Raw genomic sequence first — 23,397 nt, forward strand, 5'->3', positions numbered from 1 at the left:
CAGAATAATGGATCTGATCATGACACAATTACGCCAGCTGAAAATGGCGGCGATGGCCAAAGCTCTGGAGCTGCAACGGCAAAATCCGCATAACTACAACGGCTTGAGCTTCGAAGAACGATTGGGCTTATTGGTGGAGCAAGAGCAGTTCTCACGCGACAACACCCGCCTGATGAGGCTGCGCAAAGATGCTGGGCTGCGACTTCGGGCCAGTCCGGAGGAGCTGAAATACCCGGCACGACGCGGCATACGACCAGAGCAACTGACCCCCCTGCTGCAAGGGCATCACCTGAACTACGGCCAAAACGTACTCATCACGGGAGCAACAGGCTGCGGCAAAACCTATTTGGCCTGTGCGTTGGGAGAACAAGCGTGCAGACAGAATAAAAAGGTGAGGTACTACCGACTGGGTCGCCTGATGGAAGCGTTGAAACTGGGGCATGCCGATGGCAGTTATTTAAAGCAATTAAGCCAGTTGCAAAAGCTGGACCTATTGATCCTGGACGACTGGGGGTTAGAAGGATTTAAGGGTAAACAAATCAGCGATCTGCTGGATGTGATTGAAGACAGATACGAGCAACGCAGCACAGTGATCGTTAGCCAATTACCGGTCAGTGAATGGTATGGACTCATGGAAAATCCGACGGTAGCAGATGCGCTGTTAGACCGATTGATCCACAACGCCCATCGACTGGAATTAACAGGAGAATCGCAACGGAAAAAAAGTCTGGCTGAACCAGCGGAAGTAAGTTAAAAAGTGAGGGGTTACGAAGAAAAGATCAGATGGCCGGACGATACCGAAACAGCTGGCCGGACAAACCGAAATACGCACATGATGGTCTTTTTGCAAAAAAAAGTTTTTAACTGATAGCTTTGTAAGGAAATAAAATGCCAATTGCACGTAATCTGTCAGACATATTTATTCAAACTCTTGAGCAGGCTATAGACAGTGTCGTCGTCATTGACTCTCAAAACTGTATAGTCCTGTTCAACGCAGCTGCTGAAAAGTTGTGGGGGTATTCCAGGGATGAAGTGATTGGGGAAAACGTAAAAATTTTGGTACCTCTGCATATCCGAACAGAACATGACAGTTACATCAATGCAAATAGAACAACCGGAATTAACAAAATTGTAGGGACTAGTCGAGATGTACCAATTCACCGTAAAGATGGCGGTTGTCGCTGGGGTGCAATGTCTATCTCGAAGGTAGAGAGCGAGGGGCAAATTCTCTATACAGCCTTTATTAAAGACGTAACTCAGCAGTATTACGAAAAAGAAAAGTTACGGCTTTTATCTCTGGTGACAGACCAAACGGACAGTGCAATTATTATCACTGACGGACAATGGAAGATTATTTATGTAAACGCTGGATTTGAAAAAGTGTTCGGCTACACGGCAAAAGAGGTTGAAGGACTTCATCCTACGGCTTTACTTACTCCGAATTTATCTCAGACCTCAATAGCCAAAGTGCATGAAAAATTGCTTAATGGGCTGCCCGCTAAGTCGGAAGAGTTGACACATGTAAAGAGTGGCGAGCGGATCTGGAGCAGCATCACTGTCAATCCCATTCTTGATGATCATAATAGCTTGACGCATACGGTGAGTATTCTTTCTGATATCACAGGCGCGAAAATGCATGAAGTTATGCAACATTGCATTCTCGATGCGATGGCCAGAGAAGAGCCTCTTGAGAACTTGATGGAAATTGCGTGTCGAGAAATTGAGCGTATAGCTCCTGAAATTATAGCAGCGGTGCTTCAGGTTGATGATGAAAATAAGTTACACCCTCTAGCAGCACCTAGCCTGGAACAGGCTTATAAAAACGTGCTCGAAGGAATGCCAATAGGCGAGTGTGTAGGAACCTCCGGCACGGCGGCGTTTCGCGGAGAAACGGTTGTAGTAAGTGATATTGAAACCGATCCGTTATGGATGGACCTTCGAGCGGACATTCTTCCTCTAGGCATCAAAAGTTGCTGGGCTACCCCCATTAAAAACAGCAAAGGGTTATGTGTTGGAACCCTGGCATTTTATTACAAAGAGAAGCGCCAACCATCAGCATTTCATCAGCGATTAGTTGAAGCCATCGTTCCATTGTGCACTTTGGCGATGGAGCGAGAAGAAAGCCGTCAGAATATACGTCAGTTAGCGTTCTATGACAGTTTAACGGAGCTTCCAAATCGCAGCTTGTTACACGCAAAGGCTGAGCATGCGCTTATTGAAGCCAAACGAAGCAAGACGACTTTAGCTGTTCTCTTTATAGATATTGATCGGTTTAAGCAGGTGAATGATTCACTTGGTCATCCCGCCGGTGATGCATTACTCCAACAATTTGCAGAGCGTTTGAGCTTTCAGCGTAGACAAACCGACATTGTTGGTCGTTTGTCCGGTGATGAGTTTGTCGTCGTCTTACCAGGATGTGAAGTGAGTAATGTCACCGAAATTATTGAGGAAATAAAGCTCAATATTTCGCAGCCTTGCAAGATCGGAGGCTCTACCTTGTCACCTTCTGCCAGCATAGGGATTAGTTTATACCCACAAGATGGCCATGACATAGGCTCACTTATCCATCGTGCAGATATGGCCATGTATCAGGCGAAGAGCACTGGTCGAGGCCGATTTAGCTTTTTTAGTCATGAACTGAATCAGTTGGCTCAAGAGCGCCAGGAGCTCGAAAATGCTTTGCGAGAAGCGATAGAAAATAACGAACTAAAACTACACTTTCAACCTCAAATAAGCATGTCTGAAGGTAGATTATATGGCGTTGAAGCGTTGGCTCGCTGGGAACATCCTAAGTTTGGAACAGTATCTCCAGCTCGCTTCATCCCACTTGCAGAAGAATGCGGGTTAATTGGAGTTCTGGGCCACTGGGCTATTAAAGAAGCCTGTCAGCAAATGGCGATCTGGAGAAGAAAAGGGATCAACATTCCTGCAATCTCCGTGAATTTGTCGCCTAGTAATTTCCATAACTTAGACTTGTGCGGAATGATAACGCAAACACTAACTCAACATAACCTGCAAGCGAGCGATTTAACATTAGAGCTGACAGAAAGTGTTTTACTCGACACAAATCCCAGCACAATGAAAGTGCTCAATGAGGTTCACGCTCAAGGGATACGCTTGGCAATGGATGATTTCGGTACCGGTTATTCGAGTTTAAGCTACTTACGCAGATTACCAATCCATGAATTAAAGTTAGACCGAAGTTTTGTACTGGATTTAGAAAATGATGCAACCAGCCGTGCTCTGAGCGATGCAGTCTTGCGGATTGGTGAAAGTTTGCAATTAAAGGTGGTCGCAGAAGGTGTTGAAGAGGAAGGTCAGTATCAGATTTTGAAGGGGCAAGGTTACCATGTTGCTCAAGGATACTTACTATCAAAACCGCTAAGCTCCATTGACTTGGAGCAATGGATCCAAAATGCAAAAACAGTCTAAATGTTCATACTATTTGCTATTGAAGTGCATTGTGTCGACGGGAGTTCGAAATGTTTTTAAATAAAAAGTTAAAGGAACAAGTTCTGCAGCTACAAGAAGAATTGTCTTCTCTGCAGCAAGTTCAAAGGAGCTTAGATAGTGAAATGTTGTCCGTAATTATGGACCCAAAAGGAAGCATAACAGCGGTTAACTCAAACTTTGAACAAGAAATGATATACAGCGGTAGTCAGTTGATGGGTAGATCGTGGCTTGAGCTTGTACCTCCTTATGCGCAAAAAACTGATCATTTCCGGCGAATGAAAGAAGCGCTCCAACAAGGTAAGCATTGGGCTGGGGCCGCTCAAGTGTACCGTGGTAATGGTGAAGAAGCCTGGTTAAGAGTGATTTTGCAACCAGTACAAGATACGAAAGGTAAAGTTCTGCATGTCTCCATCTATGCCAGTGACCTGACTAGGACAATTGAAGCATCCAAGGAGCATGAGAACCTTATTGAAGCATTACAGCGTTCTACAGCCGTGATTGAGTTTGACCTCAACGGTCATGTTATTACCGCCAATAATCGTTTTCTCAACGTTATGGGCTATGGTCTGGCACAGATCGTGGGTAAACATCACCGTCTATTTTGTACAGAGCAGGAGTATAACTCTGATCGTTATCGGTCATTCTGGGCGAAATTAAACCGAGGAGAATTTGTCGCCGAGCGCTTTCAGCGTCTGGACAGCCGTGGTGATATCGTATGGCTTGAAGCGTCTTACAATCCCATATCCGATTCACATGGAAAGCTCTATAAGATTGTGAAATTTGCGACCGTCATTACCGAACAAGTTGATCGCGAGTTAGCAGTAGCACAAGCGGCAGATGTTGCTTATGAAATTTCGCAACATACCGATGCAGCATCAGTTCGTGGCAGCGAAGTGTTAAAGGAAACGGTTACTGTGATGCAGGAGCTTTCTGAGCAAATGGAAGACGCGTCCGCCGGTATTGCCGCGTTAGATAAACAATCGCAAATTATAGGTACCATAATCAAAAGTATCAGTGGTATTGCCGACCAAACCAATTTGCTGGCATTAAATGCATCGATTGAAGCAGCAAGAGCGGGTGAGCAGGGACGCGGTTTTGCGGTGGTGGCAGATGAAGTGCGCCATCTGGCATCTCGCACGACTAAAGCGACAGTAGAGATTATTGATGTCGTACTCCAAAACCAAAAACTAGCTGAACAAGCGGTAAAGATTATCGAACAAGGAAAGGTGCAGGCTCATCATGCGCTAGAACTCTCCGCTCAATCGGGTTCGGTGATGGTTGAGATCCAGGATGGGGCTAAGAAGGTTGTTAGTGCTGTAGGGCAATTTACCAATCACTTAGATCCATAACCGCTCCATTCCTCGTGCTATCCTTTCTTTGGAGGTAGGATTACGGACAACATTTAGCCTTAAAATCTTTGAAAAAGTAACAGATAAAACAGCGTTAGTTTATAATTCAATGAATGCGTTCAGGCCGTCAGTGTTAGCCTTTTTCTTCTGGCAGGAAGGGAGAAAGTGATCACTGATGGCCACCCAATCTTTCGAGCTGCGCCGGATATAGGTTCAATAAATGTCAAAGCACATCAGAACCTGACTAAACATAAAGCAGAATTCATATTTACCTAACTATCCACCACAGTATTCCAAATAAGAGCATTATCTGTACCAGTCTTTATAGGTAGTTTATGCTTTACAAAACTGAACTAAAATTAAGTGTGTTTTTGACTGTCATGATAGTCATTATCAGCGAGGCAGTTTACCTAAATAAAACCCATGATTTTTGCTCGAATGAAATCTATGGAGAATATTTAGCTCCAGATAAGGTGCACAAAGCTGTTTGAATGGATAATTGTCTTTGTATAGGCTTTAGAGTTTCTCCAGGTATTTTCAAGCTCTTTCTTACGTGCATTTACTTTATCACACCAAGCAAAATAAAATTTCTTAGCTAAGTCCATCAGAACCTCTTTACTGCTAACAATTTCATCAAAAGGAAAAACCACGCTTTTAAGCAGGGACAACCCTTTTGAGTTTTTAAAATACTGCAACGCTAACGTAAAAATTCATCAATCTCAAACCTTTGGTAGCGAGTACCTAGCTATGGGACGAGCAAAGCGTGAATAAACACACCAAGTAATTTGAAAATACATATATAACATTTGACAAGATTGCATACTACTGACTGACAAATACAAACTGGTTAGTAGTTCAAAATAGACATGGATAGCACTTCCCATATAAACCATTTGGAATTTCGTGAATGTATCGAAATTTTCGAGAGCTCCGTTTCAGTTTTTGTCAGGAATGTCAGCTTTCAGTGAAAAGCGCAGATTTAATCGAAGCTTAGTGAATATCCGCTTCTGGCACAGAACCGATCTGCGCTTTGAGCGAATTGCAGCTGTTCAGATCTGGCGCTATTGAATAAACGAATCTCTGCTTCAAGGTAATTGCAAACATCTGTTTTGTTAAATGCATCCGGCATTTCCCATTTTCTTCAAGCCTTGTCCCTGTTTGCTCCAGTCATAAAAATGTTTCATAAGATCCGCAGAACATCTGACTACTGGCTGGGGCTTACGTTTTTCAAATCAATATGGATGGCGACTCATATCAAACTTCAATCAGTTCATCTTTATTAAAGAGACTCAAATCCCGTCAAGTTGTGACCATGGATTTCCGATTACAGACGTTTTTTGATATCACGTCGCTGCAATTTAGCTAGGTTGTACAAGAGTTCAAACGTATCACAAGCAGCCGTTGTGGCGCGGTCAATTTGTGCAGGCGTTTGTAGCTCCGCTTCTAACGTACTGACTAAGTGACTCCAAGAGGTTTCAACATCAGGCTCTAGCTGATAAAACTGTAAGCTAGAAGCAATGGCAGGTAACCGCTTTTTAAGATGTCGTGCTATGACTTTTCTACCAAGAGATGCACCTTCCAGTACATAACGAGCGCCCCAAGCAACGGCGACGTCTTTGACTTCAAAAACTCCGGGAACTTGTTGAGTTAGAGCACCCAATAGTGTCAAATCCGCTTCCAGAGCCCGCTTCTTTGAGTTATAGGGTAGCGTGGAAGTCTGAGAAAAGTATGGTTGTATAGCTGATTCAACACGCTCATAAAATGCATACAAGAGACTAAGCGTTGCAAGCAAATCTTCAACAGAAACTTCCGGATACATCAGTTTCTTAAACAATGAAAGCTCTTCAACACGTTGGTGCCATTCATGTGTCGCCTCTCGTAAAATAAGGTGCGCTTTAGCCATAAACCGTACCGCTCAACAACTCTCTTAACTTCAACAACAACAATCGGCTCCTATTGTCCCACGGACAACTATAACCCACGCGTTTTTCTATCCATTTAGCAAAAGATCGGCGTGGCGAAATACCTAGTTTTCCATCATGAAACTCCACCGGTTTCTCTGGATTACCCCCCCAGGCTATTTCTTGTATTTGTTCCTGTTGGCATAAGTAAACACGAGTCATGTTTTTTAAGTCCGAACCGATTCTGGTTGCCATAACCCCGGCAACTTCACTTAACACAAAACTTGAAAGCTGGCGTGATAAACAATCTTTAGACCATATTAACTCTGAAGAGTTGATAAATTCTTGTTCCACAATGCTCAAAGCGCTGTCTTCTAGTGTCAGTCCATGTCTTAAAATTTTATTATCGTGGATCACGACAACACCACTCACGTTAAGCTCTTGGAGGATCCACGGAGCCAACTCTTGCCAACTATCTACAAGGCTGCCATTGCGTTGCAGTAGCAATTGAATTGGTTTAAATCTGCTATTCAACCCATCGACCAAGCACATTCGTTGATAGGCAGTATATGCAGACAAGCTCATCGAGAATCGACTAACGAGACTACGGCAAGCTTCCAGCATTGCATACGGCACAATGTTACGTTTATTGTCATGGCAAGCAACCAATGCAATCAAATTGCCGTTTACCACGACCGGAAAAGAGAGTGAGGCGTGGACGCCCATATTCGCTAAATAGATTTTATGCATCGGAGAAACACTTCGCAGGTCGCAGTAGGTCAAGTCAGGTGCTGCTTGCTCGAAGGATAGGACTGCAATAGCATCCGCTGCGGCATCAGGGATCATTCGCCATGGATTCTTAATGTACAGATCTCGAGCGATTTGAGGAATGTCGCTAGCAGGAAAACGAAGTTTCAAATAACTACCATCAACTGAAGAATGGCAAAATTCAGCCACGACTTCGCCATCATTGTTTTCGACAAACTGATAGTACATGATCCGTTTAAATCCGGTCATTTTCGCAACTTCTTCCAATAGCTCATTTCGCTGCTGCGTTATTTGATACTCATGTTGTGGCATTTCACACAATTGAACTTCTTTATTGTTTTTATTATCCGATGCAAAATGCGGATAGATTTCAATGGAATAATCGCCTGAATCAGACATGTTGATGCAAAAATCTAGATAGCCATTAAACTCCCAGGCACGCTCGGTGTAGACACAGCGATTGTCTCCGTTTATTGGCATAACAACCTCTCCAAAAACAGCCTGAAGGGGCTGCCCCAATAAGGCTTTTGGCGCAACACCAACCAAGCTTTCGACATTGGCAGAGCAATGGGTGATAACACCTGCAGCATTGGCATATATCAAAACACCGTGTGGTTGAATCGCACCGGTGAGATGCAGTTGTTCATGTTCGCAAAGGCTGAGTAGTTTCTCCATGTTAACGACCTGCCATCTTCATTTCTGAGCTTGCTATGCAGCAGCTTGATGCTGTTCTTGCTAGTAAATCTTCAAATTCAGACAACGGCAAAGGCTTTGCGAGCAGATAACCTTGTGCCATGTGACAGCCTTGCTGCTCTAACCATGCTAACTGTGCTTGTGTTTCAACGCCTTCTGCAACTGTTTTAAGTCCAAGAGCCGATGCCAGAGAGATGATCGCCAGTGCAATAGCCTCATCCTCTTTATCCTGGCCAAGTCCGTTGACAAAAGACTTGTCAATTTTCAGCTCACTTAACGGTAATCGTTTTAGGTAAGATAATGACGAATATCCCGTGCCGAAGTCATCAATCGAGATAGCAATGCCATTCTCGCTAGCAACTTTTAGATTGTCGAACACGTTCGCATTATTATTCAACAATGAGCCTTCAGTGATCTCTAGCATAATCGCACCAGTACCGAGTTGGTATTGTTCGATTACTTGAATCAACTTATAAGCAAAGCCTGGCACTAATAAATCACGCGCAGAGATATTGACCGCAATACTGACGGTTTTGATACCAGACTGCTCCAATTGCGATATCTGAGTGCAAACGGAATCCAATACGTATTCAGTCACTTGCCCAATAAGGCCAGACGATTCCGCAATGGGAATAAAATCCTGTGGACTGACCACTCCTAAATCAGGGTCTTTCCAGCGAAGCAAAGCCTCGCCGCCCACCAATTGTTTACTGTGTGTGATGCTGAATTTGGGTTGATAAACCACTTCCAATAGATTCTTAGCTAAGGCGTTTCTGAGACCACTTTCAATGGCGCTCTTACGTATAAGTCTGGTATGCATTTCCTGCTTAAAGAATTCAAAACGGTTACGTCCATCTTCTTTTGCTCGATACATGGCACTATCTGCGGCTTTAATCAGATCAGTGCTGTTATTACTATCTTCAGGGTAGAATGCAATACCTATACTGGCGGAAACAAACAGTTGGTGACGCATCACATTGTATGACATGGCTAAGTCATTAATGATGCGTGAGGCAATTTGTGTTGCCGCTTCTTCGTCACAGTTTGTCAAGATGGCTGTAAATTCATCCCCGCCCATTCGTGCCACCGTGTCATGACCTCGCACTACTTCTCTGAGCCGCAATGCGGCCTCTTTTAATAGTTGGTCACCATAGTCATGTCCCAACGTATCATTGATATTCTTAAAATTATCTAAATCGATAAAAAGTACTGCAATTCGTTGGTTGTTTCTTCTGGCAAAGAGTAAAGCCTGACGCAGTCGGTCTTGGAATAAAGTTCTATTTGGCAACTTGGTCAATGCATCATGACTAGCCAAAAACTCGGCTTTGCGTTCAGTATCACGAATCGCGGTGATATCGGAAAACACGGCGACAAAATGCTCGACATGACCGTTGTTATCTTTGATTTGATTAATTGTGAGCCATGCAGGATATAAATCACCGTTTTTGCGTTTGTTGCTGATTTCACCTTGCCAAAAACCAGAATCATTGACTGATTGGCACATTGATTCACAAAAACTTTGTGGGTGCTGACCGGATTGCAGTAACTTTTCGATATGTTGACCAATTGCCTCCTCCTTGGTATAGCCAGTCACCCCGGTAAAAGCATAGTTGACGGATTGAATCTCGGCCTGGCTATCAGTCACGGCGATTGCTTCGCCGGCATGCTCAAATACTTGTGCAGTGATACGCAGTTGTTCATCAGCCGCCTTTAAAGCACTTATATCTTCGGCTTCAATAATAAACACGCTGGGGTTACCACGTGCATCTAGCAACACTTGATGATTGGTCCGCAAGTGATAAATCGTCTCGTTGATAGTCGCAACAGATTCCAACTGAACAGCCTTGCCTTCACGCAGGGCTTTCAGGTCGCCTTCCCAAAGCATAGATGCCAGTTCACGGCTCATTAAATCGAAATCACTACGCCCCAAAAAGTCGAAATCGGTAAGATGAAAGAAGTCAATAAAACGACGGTTCGCATAGACGTAGCTGCCTCTTAAATCTTTCATCGCAAAGAGGATCGATGTGTTTTCCATCAATGCATGGAGATGCTCTTGCGACTGTTTGAGTTCAGCCTGTGCCTGAGTAATGTCAGTCACATCCATCAAGATCACCACAATATTAGTGACATCACCTGCTTTATTGATACCTGGATTAATCATCAGGGTCAGGGTGCGACCGTCTATATGGACTATTTTCTCTTCTCTATCGCCATGGGCGAGTATTGCTACAAAGGATTGTTCTAAATCATGGAACATCTTGGGCAGTCGAAGACTTGATAGATGTTGGCGTAATGCGGTTGGACGCAGGTCAAATCGCCGAGCGGCGGGGCCGTTGAAACGAGTAAGCTGGAAAGATCTGTCAAAAACCATGATAGGAAATTGCAACGAATCATAAAGATGTGCGTACTCTTCTGATAAACGCGACATTTCAGTCGTTTTAACATTCATTTCTTCGTTAAGGCTAACCAACTCTTCGTTAGTCGCTTGCAGTTCCTCATTGGCGGCTTCCATTTCTTCATTGGTTGCTTGCAGCTCTTCGTTGGATGCTTGTGCCTCTTCATTGAGTGCCTGCATTTCCTCATTAGCTGTTGCCATTTCTTCAACTAAGGTTTGCAAATGCTCACGGGTTGCGACTAGTTCGTCTTCTAGCTCACGATTTGGGGTCGATGGCACTGGTTCGGCGTCAATGGTCACCTTTTTCTCGGGGGCGAAAATGACCAGCATCATCTGGTTATTCGTGTCTTTGATGGGCTCAACATACATACGGACGTGAGCAGTGTCGTGCTTTCGCAGGCGTCCGCGTTGTGCTTTGCCGGATTGGTTGAGCTTGTGCGTTAAACTTAACAGCTCCCCCCGCAAGCTGGCTGATACAATTTGGCCAATCACTAGACGTGTGTTTCCAACCGGAAATTGCAGATATTCTTCTACTTTTCCGGCGGTATGAATCACATTGCCATCGCTATCGCAAAGCGCCACTGTAAGGCCGAAATGATTGACTAGACCATCCAGAATAAAAGTTTGCTTCAGATCAGAACGAGCGACACTATTTTTGCGTGGATTGCTTGAAACAACAGGGAGTGGCGTACCTGCGCCAGTTTTCCTGAAAAGTCGTTCTGGACGATTAACAGGGATAAACATTTGCTCTGCATGCGCCACGCTTTCGGAATGCCCAAGGAATAGATACCCATCTTGCAGCAAGCCAAAATGAAAGGTTTGCAGCACTTTTGCTTGCAAAGATGCATCAAAATAAATCAACACATTACGACAGGTGATCAGGTCTTGTCGCAAGAATGGCGGATCACTTACTAAATTATGGCGGGCAAAAATAATCAGGTCACGAAGTAACTTTCCGGCTTCAAACGCCCGATTTACCGGCTGGAAATATCGTTCTATCAGCTCGGTTGGGACTTCAGCCATAGAGGCTGCCGGGTAAACGCCGCGGCGCGCTACGTTGAGAGCTTCCTCATCAATGTCTGTTGCAAATATTTGCAATTTATAGAGGGGCAATTTATCCCCAAGGGCTTCGGAAAACAGCATTGCAATAGAGTACGCTTCTTCACCAGTGGCGCAGCCCGCTGTCCAAATACGAATCTCACTCCCTGCAGGCTTACGGTTACAAATTTCCGCAATGGCACGTTTGAGGGCTTCAAATGCATCTTTGTCTCGAAAAAACGCTGTAACAGAAATCAAGATATCCCGAACCAAGAGCTCGAGCTCCTGCGGGTGGGCATCAACCCATTGGATATAAGCGGCCAAGTCTTTGCTGCCTGTGGCAACTTCACGTCGTCTGATACGTCTTATCAGCGTGCCCACCTTGTAACCGGAGAAGTCGTGTTGCAAATGACTGCGTACTTTTTCCAGAAGGACAGATAACAGATCTGCCGGTAACGTTTTTTCTAATTCCTGTTTAGAGCCTTCCAGCAGTTGTGGCAGCTTCAAGGCAATGTCTTCTGGACTTAAGATATAATCAGCCACGCCAGCTTCAATGGCCGAACGTGGCATCCCATCATATTTGGCGGTTTCAGGTTTCTGTGCAAAGGTATAACCGCCTGCAGCCTGAATAGCGCGCAGTCCAGCAACGCCGTCAGAGCCGGTACCAGAGAGCACAATCCCTATCGCAGACTCGCCCTCTTCAGCGGCAAGAGATATCAAAAACTGGTTCACGGAAGGCTTTGGCGAAATCTCTGGTTGTGCTGTCACCAAAGCAATCCGACCTTCTTTAAAGTGAGCGTTGAAATTTGCTGGGACCACATAGATATGTCCAGCTTGAGGAATGGTTCCATGCTCAGCGTCCTGAACTCTTAGTAGAGTTTCTCGGCTCAAAATCTCAACCATCATGCTACGATGTGTAGGCGATAAATGTTGTAATACTACATAGGCACAAGGCGTATCAATGCTTAAATGATTGATAAGTTGAGTAATAGCCTCCAACCCCCCAGCAGACGCGCCGACCCCAACAATATAAGTTTTTTCAGGAGCGGTCTTCTTTGCGGCTTCAAGGGGGCCAGAAATCTCTATTTCTTTCAATTTAGTGGTCCTTTTTTTCTAACGTGGGACGGTAATCACCCCATTTTTAACCGCAGTTAAAAGTAGATACTAAGCGGCCATCAATGGTGGTTTTCCGCCATTGGCTTTGTGTGGCCGTTCATGATTGTAAAACCAAAGCCATTGAGTGGCATAGTCTTGAACTTCTTCAAGCGTATCAAATAAATGTTTGCTGACCCAACTGTACCTGATTGTTCTGTTGTGGCGCTCAACAGTATCCATTCCTGCAGCTTTCAAACGCCCTACAAGATTACGCATTTTGCTGAATTCAGTCCCAAAACTACTTCTTAGACCGACACCTTCGCAAAACTCTTTGCAGTTATCGTTTTTAAATCATCGGCATATTTGTACATCTGCAAATGAAGCTCTGCAGTGTATTGGTTGCGCGGTGCTGAGGATAAAGCTTGCTTGATGCACTCATAAATTACGTATTCGTTCACGTGCACCTCTCCGGTTTATATAATTTAGCTAAAAGGCCCCCAAAAGCAAACCGAATACTAACCAATCATTTTGCCTGACGGATCCCCAGAAATAATCTAACAACATCATGCAATTGCCTTCCTGACATTTGACCAATCAAAAACACTGACCCATTCAAGCAGTTGCATGACTGCCGCTTGGATCTCCTCGCCGCTGATGCCAACTCTGGCTAATCGGAGTAGTCGTTTACCCAGATAATTGAACGATAACACCCTGCGAGTTTTAACTGAGTTCGCCTGAAACGACCGGTGTTCAGCGGCCAATTCAGCTGCCAGCCCCAGCATGTAATGCAGCCAGTTGGCGAGCGCAGCCAGTAAAAGCAAAACTTCTAACCGACCTTTCTTTTTCGTGCGATGAGCGTCGCTGCCAAGGCCATAAGTCTGGCTTTTCTGGTCGCGGAATGCTTCTTCGATTTGCATCCGCGCAGCATAGAGCTTATTGATTTTATTTGCATAATTGAAGCAATACGCCAAGTTAGACACGAGTAGCCACGGTTCTTTATACGAGTGGTGTTTGTCCTTTTTCCGTAGCTTCCAGCCTTTGCCTGCAAGTACTGCGCGACAGGCATATTCCTGCGATTTTCCAAGAGCGATTTCACCCAGAACCATCGGCTGTTGCCCATTTTGTTTGTACACCTTTGCAATGCTGATAAATTCACTTTGGCCCGGTAATCGAATGGATACTTTACCGCGCACACGACCGATAAAATGCCAGCCTAAGGCGCTGACTTCCTTAAACCACGGCACTTTGAAGCCTGCATCGGTGACTATCACAGGTCGACAGCGGTTGGGCAACATCGCTTTTAACCGAGTCAAAAAGGTTTTATCAGGGGCTTTACTTAGTTTTAACTGTGACAGTTGGTTGTTGATGAGCCTTATCGCGCAACGAAGTTGCCAGCGGGTTTTAGGCATCACAATGATGTCATCTCATCCATATAGCTACGATAAAAACGAACGCTGTTTGTATGTCTGCTATTGATTAAAAGCGAATTTGTGAGAACTGCAATGTAAATGTCTGCAATTGGCACATAAGTAATATTCATAAAGTGCGAATACTACATTAGCTTACTTTACTGCAAAAACCGTAACCAATGTCTTCATTGAGTCACCCGTAATCATAACAAAGTACATCTTGCTCTCCACGTGCTGCCAGAATTCGGCCTCTTGTGCATATTTTTTTGCTTTTTTAGTAGCGACGCTTTCTGGTAACTCGGCTTTAGTTAGCGCAGAACATAACAGCTTTGTGCACAAAGCCTTCCAAGGATGCTTAGGTACACCGTCTGAAAGCCTTTCCACAAACCGTTCCAGTGCATGACGAGTCACCACGACAGGTCCAATGTTCGGAACGTTGATGACCTCATCGATTTCTCTCACTGTAGCATTATCGACGCTGTATTCTTCGAAGGAATGTGAGAGCCAATCGTCCCGTTTCTCTACCGAGATCTGTGCTTCCTGGTATCGAGTAAGCAAAAACCTAGTCAGGATGTACAGTGAATGCTGAGTTGAGCGTTGTTTCTGTAACTTTTTGATGGCTCCTTTACTGACTCGGATTTGAAGCCCATTGCCGCTTCGGTTACTGCCCATCACCTCTTTCACTGACAAGAGGTGATGAATAGCATAGAGCTCAGCTGCAATTGGCTTTTGCTGCTCAGGTAGCTTGTCGTATTGCTCACCTAAATTGACCTTTAGCTCGCCACCTCTTCGAATGCCGGTCTTCCAGTAAACCGTAAACTCACCATCAATCTGCTTTGTTAACAGGGTTAATACCATCATGTTTGTTTCTCCTATTGGTTATCTATTTTTCATTCTCCATGTTTTTTCAAATATGCAAGGCGCAAAAAAAGGGGCCGAAGCCCCTTGGATCAGATATGAACTTTCGGAAAGCCGATGGCACCGTAAACATTCAGCACATCATTCCAATCCCAACTTTTCACGCCGAGTGACGTTGGTATCGGAGGGATCAAGACTTGTGACAGAATGCCTTTTTGCCAGGCTTTTTTCTTGAGTTCATTCGCTGCATTCAGGCCGGTCTCAGAGAGATCGTGGTCTGCCCAGATGTACAGCATTTTCACATTACTTGGTGGTTCAAACCTAGCCAGTAGCGTTGCATTCACAACCGACCAACATGTCTGTCCCGTAGCTCTGGTAACCGCTAAAGCTGTTTCGATGCCTTCAGAAACACCTAGTACTTCACCAGGCTCACCTATCGGAATGGCACCACCAGTGATTGTTCTGTCACTTGGTATCGGCATCATCTTTTTAGGCTTTTCAACCGGCGCTTTGAATCCATCTTCACTTAGGTAGATCCGATGAAACGTGGCCGAACGCCCTTGCTGCGTAACGATTTTACCTAGCAGCGCTGGGTAGCTATCGATAAACAGACCATCTTCATCATGGTAAGGCAAGTTTGGATGAAACCTCAGCACCGAATCCCATTCAGGACGAAGCCGCGTAACAATGCCACGACGATGCAAGTAGTTCCAAACTGGTTGCGCACGAGTATCTGCAAGAGATAGCGTTTCTCCCCAGGTTTGATTCAAGCGATGGATAATCGCTTTGTCCTCGTCCTGCTTTCTAGCCCTCCAATCAACTGCGTTACTCGGTATTGGCCGAATAGACGCTTGTATTTGTCCGGGTTGAATACCAAGAACCTGGCCGATTGCTTCAATAGACTGAGCAAAGTTCCATCCATTAATCCAAGACAACAGTTCAAAGCCATCATGAAAGATCCCGCAGGTGTTACAAACGCCACCTCCGGTATATTCAGCATCTTTGAACAGCCTAAAGCCATCACGACCGCCATGAACAGGACAAGCCACATGACGGCCTTTTCGAGCAATAGCGGCATCAAGTTCAGGCACCAATGCCGCCAAGACTTGAAGCCATTGGCCATTAAGATATGGCCTTACTGTTTCAATCTGTAAAGGTAACGCCATATAACCTCCTTAAGTAAAATGCTGACTCCTACCACAGGTGGTAAAAGTCAGCTTAGGTCCTGCATTAGCCGTTCGGTTAATACAGGAGCGTTAGTCAAGCTGGATACCATGTCGTCTTAATAGCCACATGATGGAGTCACGAAGCACATCAGGATCGACAACCGCAGCCATCGCGCAAACACGAAAGCAAAATGGCGCTAATTCGTCATTTTGAATCCACGACAACACATCCTTTCGCAACCGAGTACTGACACGGCCATCCAGCAATACTCGGATCGCATCCAATAGAATGCCTTCGCGTAACTGCCAGATTTCCGTGTCAGACCAAGTGACTGGGGCATCATCAAACTCAAATAGAAATTCGAGCTGTGATGATGTGTGTTGATGGGACTGCTTTTGTGATGTAGGAGAATGGGCAATGCGCCCATTCATTAAAGATAACCGCGTTCGGCAAGCGAAACGCAGCCCTCGGATGCGACCACAACATGGTCAAGCGTTCGAATATCAACAAGTGACAAGGCGTCACGGAGTCGATGAGTAATGCTTTTATCAGCTTCACTTGGCTCAGGATCACCCGATGGATGGTTATGAACCAATATCACTGCTGCTGCATTAAGTTCTAGCGCTCGCTTTGTTACTTCCCTTGGATACACGCTCGCCGCATCTAAAGTGCCTTTGAACAGCTCTTCAAATCGAATAACGCGATGCTTTGTATCAAGAAACAGTACGCCAAAGACTTCGTGCTCATACTCGTGCATCAGTGTTTGTAGGTATGAGAACGCCGACGATGGCTGTTCAATTTTTCGACCTTTACTCAATCGACCACGGGCAAGCTTGAGCGCCATATCTAAGATATCCGCTTCAGTCACTTGCTCAGGAACGATGTAAGTACCGGCTTCTTCGCCAGCTAAGAACTTTTTGTTTTTCATAGGAGTCTCCAAAAAAACGGAGACGAACCCATGCCCAGACGGGGACGGAATCGTCCCCGCAGGGTGGTAAAATGGATGTGGTTACTGAATTAACAGTTGTTGTGTTACTTCGAATAACTCACGCTTTAGATCTTTGACGTCGTTAATCACGATGCTTTGTGGAAAGAATCTCTCAACACTGCGTGTTTGAATCCCGATCCCCAGTAGCTCAAAGCCACTGCGTCTGCACCGGTCAACAATGTCATGCGTGGCAGCCCAATCATCTGGGTCACCATCGGTTAGCACTATCATTAGCTTTCGCTTCTGTTTTTGCGCTAACAAACTGTTTGCCGCAAACCACATCGCTTGTGCCATAGGCGTACAACCTCGTGGTTTTTGGTCAAAACAGGCGGCCCGATGTCGAACCGATTGCTTGGGCAACAACGCGATAGAAACTTCCTGATGAATACCAGGAAAATAACTGACCGCAGGTACAACACCCGGTATGCCTTCCAGTGCCATGGCCAAAGCCAAAGCGGCTTCATTGGCAACATGAAAGTACTTTCGATTACCTTCGCCAATGGGCTTACCCATTGAGCCCGATATATCAACAAGCAAGTGCACAGCAGCATTGGGCGCAATGCGAGGTTGCCTTTGAATAAACAATCTCGACTCACCTGCTTGTGAAGCGGCAAGACGATGGGTTGCAACTCGAAGACCTTGCCGTTTGGCATGATTCCGATTGTCCTGACTGGACTGAACCATGCCCCTAAGTCGGGCTCGAATTTGAGCGGACTCAGACGCCGACAAGGTCAAGATGGCCTCGTCACCCAACATAGCTTGCTCTGCTTGGGGCAAACTGAGTGGAGTGACGCCCTGATGTCCTTCAGCTTGTTCCGACAACACTTCTGCCACTTGTGCAAAGGTATCGGGTTCAAACTGAGCGGCACTGGCCTCTAAGGCTTGTCGCAAGTTGTCAGCTTGATCAGAGTTATCAGAATCACCCGTTTCAGCAGCATCCCCTGTTGCAGACGAACCTGTTTCCGGGGTTTGACTGTCACTACTGCTATTGCTGTCATTACTCGAATCTTGTCCAATGTCATTACCGCTATCAGCATCCGACTCATCCTGTGGTGGACGAGATTCTTCTTCCAACATGGCAACGATGGCATCGACAAGTTTCAGCACTTCACCTGTAGATGCCAGGCTAGGCACTGCTGTCAGCATGGCGCTTAACCGGCTCATCGCTGCGGCAGGAAAGAGTTGTCTCACTCTTTCATCAACTGCTTGATACAAAGGCGTCAGCGCTTTCTGGCCCAGAAAATGGCATCTCAAGCGGCACAACAACCAGGCTTGCAAGTTAGATGCAGGCTCAAGCTGTTCAGGTACACACATTTGCTGTGTGTCCACCATGTACTCAATCACTAGCGAAATACTGCGCCGGGTTCCGGGGTAATCCCTTGCCAATTCGTTTTCAATGCGCACATCCTCAATAATATTGAGAAGTGCCTTACGGATCGGCTTAGACGACGCCTTCTTCACCATGTCAAAATTGGTATGCCGAATATGCGCCGCTTCATGAGCCAGATAACCCCAAGCTATCTGTTGATAGTGTGGGTCGTCTGGGTTTGCTGTTGGGATCACAATCCGCTCACCATCGGTAAACGCATCTTGTCCTTGAATAAGCACCTTCACACCAAACTTTTCGCCATAAGCTGCGGCAACGATTGGCAGTGCATTTTTTAATGGATGATTCATGGGAGTCTCCTAATCATTAGGGGGAATACTCCCTCAGCGGGAGCGTTTCCCCGCTGGGAATATGGATGTTTAAACCTGTGCTTTTAGCTTATCCAGGTCGTATTTTTGACCTAACCAAGCCACCAATTGAGCTGGACTCTCGTGCTGCTCAAATGACGTTTTAAGCTGGTCTAAACTCAGGATGTCATCCAATGTCAGACCGTACTGATCTTGTAACTGAGTAGACACCTCGTGTTGATATTGCAGCCAGGCCCGCTCAAAAGCGGTTTGCTGCAATGCCATGTTTGGAACAAATACCATGGCCGTTACCCAAGCTCCTTGTGCGTCCGCATCTGCGATCAAAACAGGATTCTTGGGGATCACGACACTATGTGTTGAGTACAACCGTTGTACTAACGTTCGACAACACGCCACTTCTGGTATCGATTCACTTTCAACCGCATCAGTCACACCACGAAAATGTGCTTCAAACTGGTTCAGTTGGCTGGGGTTATGGATGCTTGATTGCATAATTTCCTCTTACATAGTTCAGAGGACATGCGCCCTTAAGGGCAACATGCCCTCAAGGACGTTAGAAATAAAATGAGTTTGGTACAGTCGAACCAATGTTTGGTCTGACGGTTGGTTGTGGTATTGCACGTAAGTTATCAGCCTGAGCAGAAACTGGCTGCGCGGGTTTAGGTTCAGGTTTGGGCATCAGTTGTCTGATATCCAATTGACCTTCACCGTGCATTCTCATCTTGTCTGGATCAGACAAAATTAAAATGGTCGCCATCAGTTCGTGATAGAGATTGTCTGTCACAGGGCCGGTCTTCGGCAGACGAACAAATAAATTGTCCATCGCTTCAACCATCGGCTGAACTCGATGATCCAGGAATGACAAACCATCCAACTTGTCTCTTAACCGCTTCAGAGGATTAAGGGCTCGCTGACTGATTTGATTCTTACCTGCAACGGAACGCTCAAACAGTTCATTGGCATCACGAGCCACTTCCCTAAAGAGGGTGTGTCCCATACCATTGACCTTGTCATCTAAGCCACCAGCTTGTTCAGCTGGTTGCATTCGATAGATGGCATAATCGAACTGAAGTCGTTGTTCCACGTCTTCGATGGGTGACAGCGCACGCCGGATTGCATCTGCAAATTCCGGGTGTTTTGCAACCCAGTCAAACGTCACCTGATCATAGTTGTCCAAGAACAACTGCTTGCACTGCGCAAACTCCTGACCGATCCGGTCAAGCTCTGGAACAATCTGATCAATTCGGTCTTCAGGGACGGCATAGCCACCTAAAAACCGCACACCGACTTGCTCACACAAGCGCTGCGCTTCTTTCTTAAGCCTTTCAAAGTTCGCCAATGCCTCTGGGTCGCAAATTTTTTTACTCCCTAAGCTGGCAACATCCTTCGGTGGAAGTTGACTACCATTGGCTAATCTGAAATCTTCAGGCCTTAGTTTTTTTCTACCGCTCCAGATGGAACAGTCGATGTGACAAATCAAAAGTTTGTCGAGGGTTTGAATACTCATAGTGCATCCTCATGCGAGATGGGGACGCACCACTCCCAGCAGGAGCAATGGCCCCCGTTTGGGTGGTAGTAGTTGACGCGCTAATGGCAACATCACTATCAGAAATAGTAATTTTGCGAATCAGGCGACGATTGGTTGAGATCGATTTTCGCAGGCATTAAGTCCAGTGCTTCAGCAATCGGGCGAACCCGCTCTAAATCACTGCCTAGCAACCGCAATACATCTTTTTCCAACTTCAGTTGGTCGGATACTTCTATCCCTTCAGGACTCGCTACTGTGAGCGAACACAGTGGTGGTAATTGACGCTTAAAGGCCAGTAACAGCAACAATGGCCACGGGCCATCATCCGTGTTAACAATGCCAGCGCCTTCACCTGACACCATGCTGATTTGATTGGTACTAGGTAATCCGCTTTTGCAAAACCCTAATGACCATTCTCCAATCCTGACCTGGTTATCATCAATAACAGCCAAGCCATAGGCTTCAAGCAGCTTTGCCATATCGAACAACGCTTTTTGCGCCAGCGAGATTTGGCCATTGACGTCCTTGCGAGTACGAAACTCCCAACTGACGTTATTGGCGCACGCGACACTATCTAGCGCATTTGAGAGTTCAAATGACCGCCCTTGATGATCAATGCCGACTTGTCCAACAAATCGATAACCCTTGTTGATTTTCTCATTGATTCTTCGGTCTGCTTCTGCGTTAGGATCAGTCGAGTCAATCAATCGCTGCTGCGACAATTGACCTGCTTTTCCAAACCGGACTTCAATCTCCTGGGTATCTGATCCAACGTAAATCGCCCATTCTTTGGCTGTCCCATCAGAATGACTGTAACGGTAAAGAGCAAAGCACTTTTCCATCATCAATCCTCCCAGTGGTCACCGAAGACATCAGCGGCAATACGGTGAATGGCTTCACGTTGCTCCAACTCAGCACGAGCCGTCAAAGACCGAACCAGTGCATACTCCACTGCGTTAGGAGCGCCTTTAAAAGCAAGTGTTAACTTTGCCCAGCGCACCAAGGTCCGAGTGGACATGGTGATACTAAGCTCAGCGCCGCCATCCGCGCCCCCAATAAATAGACGGCGAATGTCACCAGCCACTTTCACCATTTTTTGGCGAAAGACTTCTGGCAAGCCCGGCGCAACGTTCTCCAGAATGGCTTCCTCTACAGAAGGCTCTGCATAGGTCGCTTCGATGATTCTAAAGCGATCAAGAAAAGCCAAATTCTGTTGAAGCACACCTTGATACAAGCCCGTCTGGTCACCGCTGCCCGCACTGTTGCCGGTAGCGATAAAACGAAACTTGTTGTGTGGCATGATGATCTCTCCGCCATTTTGTGCGATGACCAAAGGGGCACCTTCCAAAATGTCATTGAGTCCAGCCAGTTCAGCAGGCTCAGCAAGATCCATTTCATTAATGATCAGCAAATGGCCATGCTTTACAGCCAGTGCCAGCGGTCCATACACAAAGGTCATGTTGCCATTAACCAGTGTGTGGTGACCGATAAGATCGGACAATTCCAATCGACCGTGCGCAGTAATTTGCTGAACAGGCCAATTCAATCGAGAAGCAACTTGGCAAATTAGCGAGGTCTTCCCGCATCCAGTGGGGCCTGTAATATACAAACCGTCACCGTCGGGGTTAGACAAGAACGCCAATACGTCACGTAAGTCTTCTTTTCTAAAAACATACTCGTCCTTGCGAACGGGAATGTTTGGATGGGTAGTGTCGGCACTAAATCCTTCCAGAACGAAAGCATCAGGAGCCGAGACATTAAACGCTTGATTCACTTGAACCAAAAATGGGGATTGTTCAGTCATGGTAAACCTCATCTGTTTTGACGAGGCCCCATGCCCCAACAGGGACTGAAGTCCCCGTCGGGTGGTGTGTTGATTGTGGTATGGCTGTGTATGTAAGAGTTCAGCTCGCTCTATCATTCGTACCCAGCATTGGCTACGAGTGAAACTGCTTTCTGATGCACTCGATGTAAGTGCATGAGAAAGGAGCCGAAATCGGCTCCAAGTGAACGTTAAAAGTAAAATGAGCTCGGCGAGTCACCTGGCAGAACCAGGTTCTCTTGCTCAAGGCTGATTTTGATTGGTGTTTCAACGGGCTGCTCTGGCTTATTGGTGCTGATACGCAACCGCTCTTGTGGCGCTTTTCGGTAAGCAGCTAAAACTTGTTCGTCCAGCTCGCCTAATTTATCGGTGGCCAATTGCTTATAGTCCACCGTACCCGCCATCATGTAGCGGCTGAGTTTGACCCCAGCATAGTCGGCATGAGCGTAGTTACCCATCATGGCGACCAATTTTGACTGAGCGTCTCGCATTTCCTCTTTCAAAGATTTAATGTGATTTTCCAGTCGAACCACTTCGGCATGTGCTGAGCAATACTGGCGGGACAGCGATGTCCAGCGGTATTGGGCTTCACCCTTGGGAACAAAACAATCTTGCTCAGGGCATTTTGACGGTTCTTTTTTAGTTTGAACTAACTCCCAAAACTGAAGCGCCGTTTCTTGCAATTCAGTTAAGAACGCCGCGTCTCGTTGTATTTCAAACTCAATCAGTTGATCCTCAAAATAGAAAACCAACCAACCTCGCGTGCTATTGGCGACCAGTATTTGATGCTGTACTTGCACCCAATACAACTGGTACGCCTCGCTTTGTTCTCGGTGAGCTTGCACATCCTCAAAAACTGACCGGCAAGGACATTTCAGTTCAACGGGTTCGCCCGCATCGTTGATGCCATCAAAGCTGGCTCGAAAGATTGCGTTATGATCGGCTTCTGCACACAATGGCAGAAGAAAGTCATTATGCGCATTCTCAAATGCTCGCCTTGCTTGAGGCTCCAACCGTATACCGCGAAGCACATTTGGATTATTCGACAGGTCTTCCGGTAATACGAATCCAGTTTTTTCTGCCCATAATCGCCAAGGTGTTTTGTAGGGTGAACGCCCCATAATAATTGGGGCTTCAGATGCCGTAACCCCTGCAATGCGCCACTGGTGCCATGCAGGAGTACGTTGTGATAGGTCGATAACCTTCATATTGTCTCCTTTGAGGGGGAGACTCCCCCG

Annotated in this window: 17 protein-coding genes and 2 pseudogenes; 3 read left to right on the plus strand and 16 right to left on the minus strand. The window is 46.0% G+C overall.

The genetic code is table 11. The features are described from left to right. The first annotated feature begins 7 nt into the window (after positions 1-7). From istB to K5Q99_RS22690, 3 genes are all read left to right on the plus strand, one after another. Complete coding sequence (gene istB / locus K5Q99_RS00215) at positions 8-754, plus strand: IS21-like element helper ATPase IstB (protein WP_106651310.1); 747 nt, start codon at positions 8-10, stop codon at positions 752-754. A gap of 134 nt (positions 755-888) precedes the next feature. Then, positions 889-3,432, plus strand: a complete 2,544-nt coding sequence (locus K5Q99_RS00220; RefSeq protein WP_106651311.1) for an EAL domain-containing protein — start codon at positions 889-891, stop codon at positions 3,430-3,432. Between the two features lie 50 nt (positions 3,433-3,482). Continuing rightward, positions 3,483-4,802 carry a methyl-accepting chemotaxis protein gene (locus tag K5Q99_RS22690; protein WP_106651312.1) on the plus strand — a complete coding sequence of 440 codons (1,320 nt, stop codon included), beginning with the start codon at positions 3,483-3,485 and terminating at the stop codon, positions 4,800-4,802. Positions 4,803-6,126: 1,324 nt separating this feature from the next. On the opposite strand, the gene K5Q99_RS00230 is transcribed toward K5Q99_RS22690, so the two are convergent. The 16 genes and pseudogenes from K5Q99_RS00230 to K5Q99_RS00305 all read right to left on the minus strand — a co-directional run bounded on the left by K5Q99_RS00230 (position 6,127) and on the right by K5Q99_RS00305 (position 23,367). After that, positions 6,127-6,705, minus strand: coding sequence for a biliverdin-producing heme oxygenase (locus tag K5Q99_RS00230; protein ID WP_106651313.1), 579 nt, complete (start codon positions 6,703-6,705; stop codon positions 6,127-6,129). Then, entirely contained in the window at positions 6,698-8,146 is a 1,449-nt protein-coding gene (locus tag K5Q99_RS00235; RefSeq protein WP_220775710.1) for a GAF domain-containing protein, read from the minus strand. Before K5Q99_RS00235 ends, K5Q99_RS00230 begins: the two co-directional genes overlap by 8 nt. Before the next feature lies 1 nt (position 8,147). Beyond that, on the minus strand, positions 8,148-12,692 hold the full coding sequence (locus K5Q99_RS00240; RefSeq protein WP_106651315.1) for an EAL domain-containing protein: 4,545 nt from the start codon (positions 12,690-12,692) through the stop codon (positions 8,148-8,150). Positions 12,693-12,761: 69 nt separating this feature from the next. After that, a pseudogene (locus tag K5Q99_RS00245) lies at positions 12,762-12,923 on the minus strand (integrase core domain-containing protein); the annotation flags it as partial. A 75-nt stretch (positions 12,924-12,998) separates the two neighbouring features. Continuing rightward, positions 12,999-13,156: pseudogene (locus K5Q99_RS23000) on the minus strand (HTH-like domain-containing protein); the annotation flags it as partial. 99 nt (positions 13,157-13,255) lie between these two features. Then, positions 13,256-14,101 (minus strand): IS4 family transposase, encoded by an 846-nt coding sequence (locus K5Q99_RS00255; protein WP_106651316.1) that lies wholly within the window; start codon positions 14,099-14,101, stop codon positions 13,256-13,258. 153 nt (positions 14,102-14,254) lie between these two features. After that, entirely contained in the window at positions 14,255-14,962 is a 708-nt protein-coding gene (locus K5Q99_RS00260; protein ID WP_055647252.1) for a hypothetical protein, read from the minus strand. Positions 14,963-15,051: 89 nt separating this feature from the next. Beyond that, positions 15,052-16,125 carry a DUF7146 domain-containing protein gene (locus K5Q99_RS00265; protein WP_055647251.1) on the minus strand — a complete coding sequence of 358 codons (1,074 nt, stop codon included), beginning with the start codon at positions 16,123-16,125 and terminating at the stop codon, positions 15,052-15,054. A gap of 90 nt (positions 16,126-16,215) precedes the next feature. After that, complete coding sequence (locus K5Q99_RS00270; protein WP_032482365.1) at positions 16,216-16,557, minus strand: hypothetical protein; 342 nt, start codon at positions 16,555-16,557, stop codon at positions 16,216-16,218. Next, a complete protein-coding gene (gene radC / locus K5Q99_RS00275; protein WP_032482366.1) occupies positions 16,557-17,054 on the minus strand; it encodes a RadC family protein in 498 nt (165 codons plus the stop codon). Before radC ends, K5Q99_RS00270 begins: the two co-directional genes overlap by 1 nt. Before the next feature lie 81 nt (positions 17,055-17,135). After that, positions 17,136-18,791 (minus strand): VWA domain-containing protein, encoded by a 1,656-nt coding sequence (locus K5Q99_RS00280; RefSeq protein ID WP_106651317.1) that lies wholly within the window; start codon positions 18,789-18,791, stop codon positions 17,136-17,138. A gap of 69 nt (positions 18,792-18,860) precedes the next feature. Further along, the gene (locus K5Q99_RS00285) at positions 18,861-19,301 is read right to left on the minus strand and encodes a hypothetical protein (RefSeq protein WP_106651318.1); all 441 of its coding nucleotides are present in this window, start codon (positions 19,299-19,301) and stop codon (positions 18,861-18,863) included. A 61-nt stretch (positions 19,302-19,362) separates the two neighbouring features. Then, a complete protein-coding gene (locus K5Q99_RS00290; RefSeq protein ID WP_011788514.1) occupies positions 19,363-20,316 on the minus strand; it encodes a DUF3150 domain-containing protein in 954 nt (317 codons plus the stop codon). Positions 20,317-20,414: 98 nt separating this feature from the next. After that, positions 20,415-21,179, minus strand: coding sequence for a hypothetical protein (locus K5Q99_RS00295; protein WP_001883780.1), 765 nt, complete (start codon positions 21,177-21,179; stop codon positions 20,415-20,417). A 2-nt stretch (positions 21,180-21,181) separates the two neighbouring features. Then, complete coding sequence (locus K5Q99_RS00300) at positions 21,182-22,141, minus strand: AAA family ATPase (RefSeq protein ID WP_106651319.1); 960 nt, start codon at positions 22,139-22,141, stop codon at positions 21,182-21,184. Positions 22,142-22,350: 209 nt separating this feature from the next. Next, the gene (locus tag K5Q99_RS00305; protein WP_106651320.1) at positions 22,351-23,367 is read right to left on the minus strand and encodes a YqaJ viral recombinase family nuclease; all 1,017 of its coding nucleotides are present in this window, start codon (positions 23,365-23,367) and stop codon (positions 22,351-22,353) included. Positions 23,368-23,397: the final 30 nt, after the last annotated feature.

The organism is Shewanella hafniensis, assembly GCF_019655335.1.
GTDB lineage: Bacteria > Pseudomonadota > Gammaproteobacteria > Enterobacterales > Shewanellaceae > Shewanella > Shewanella hafniensis.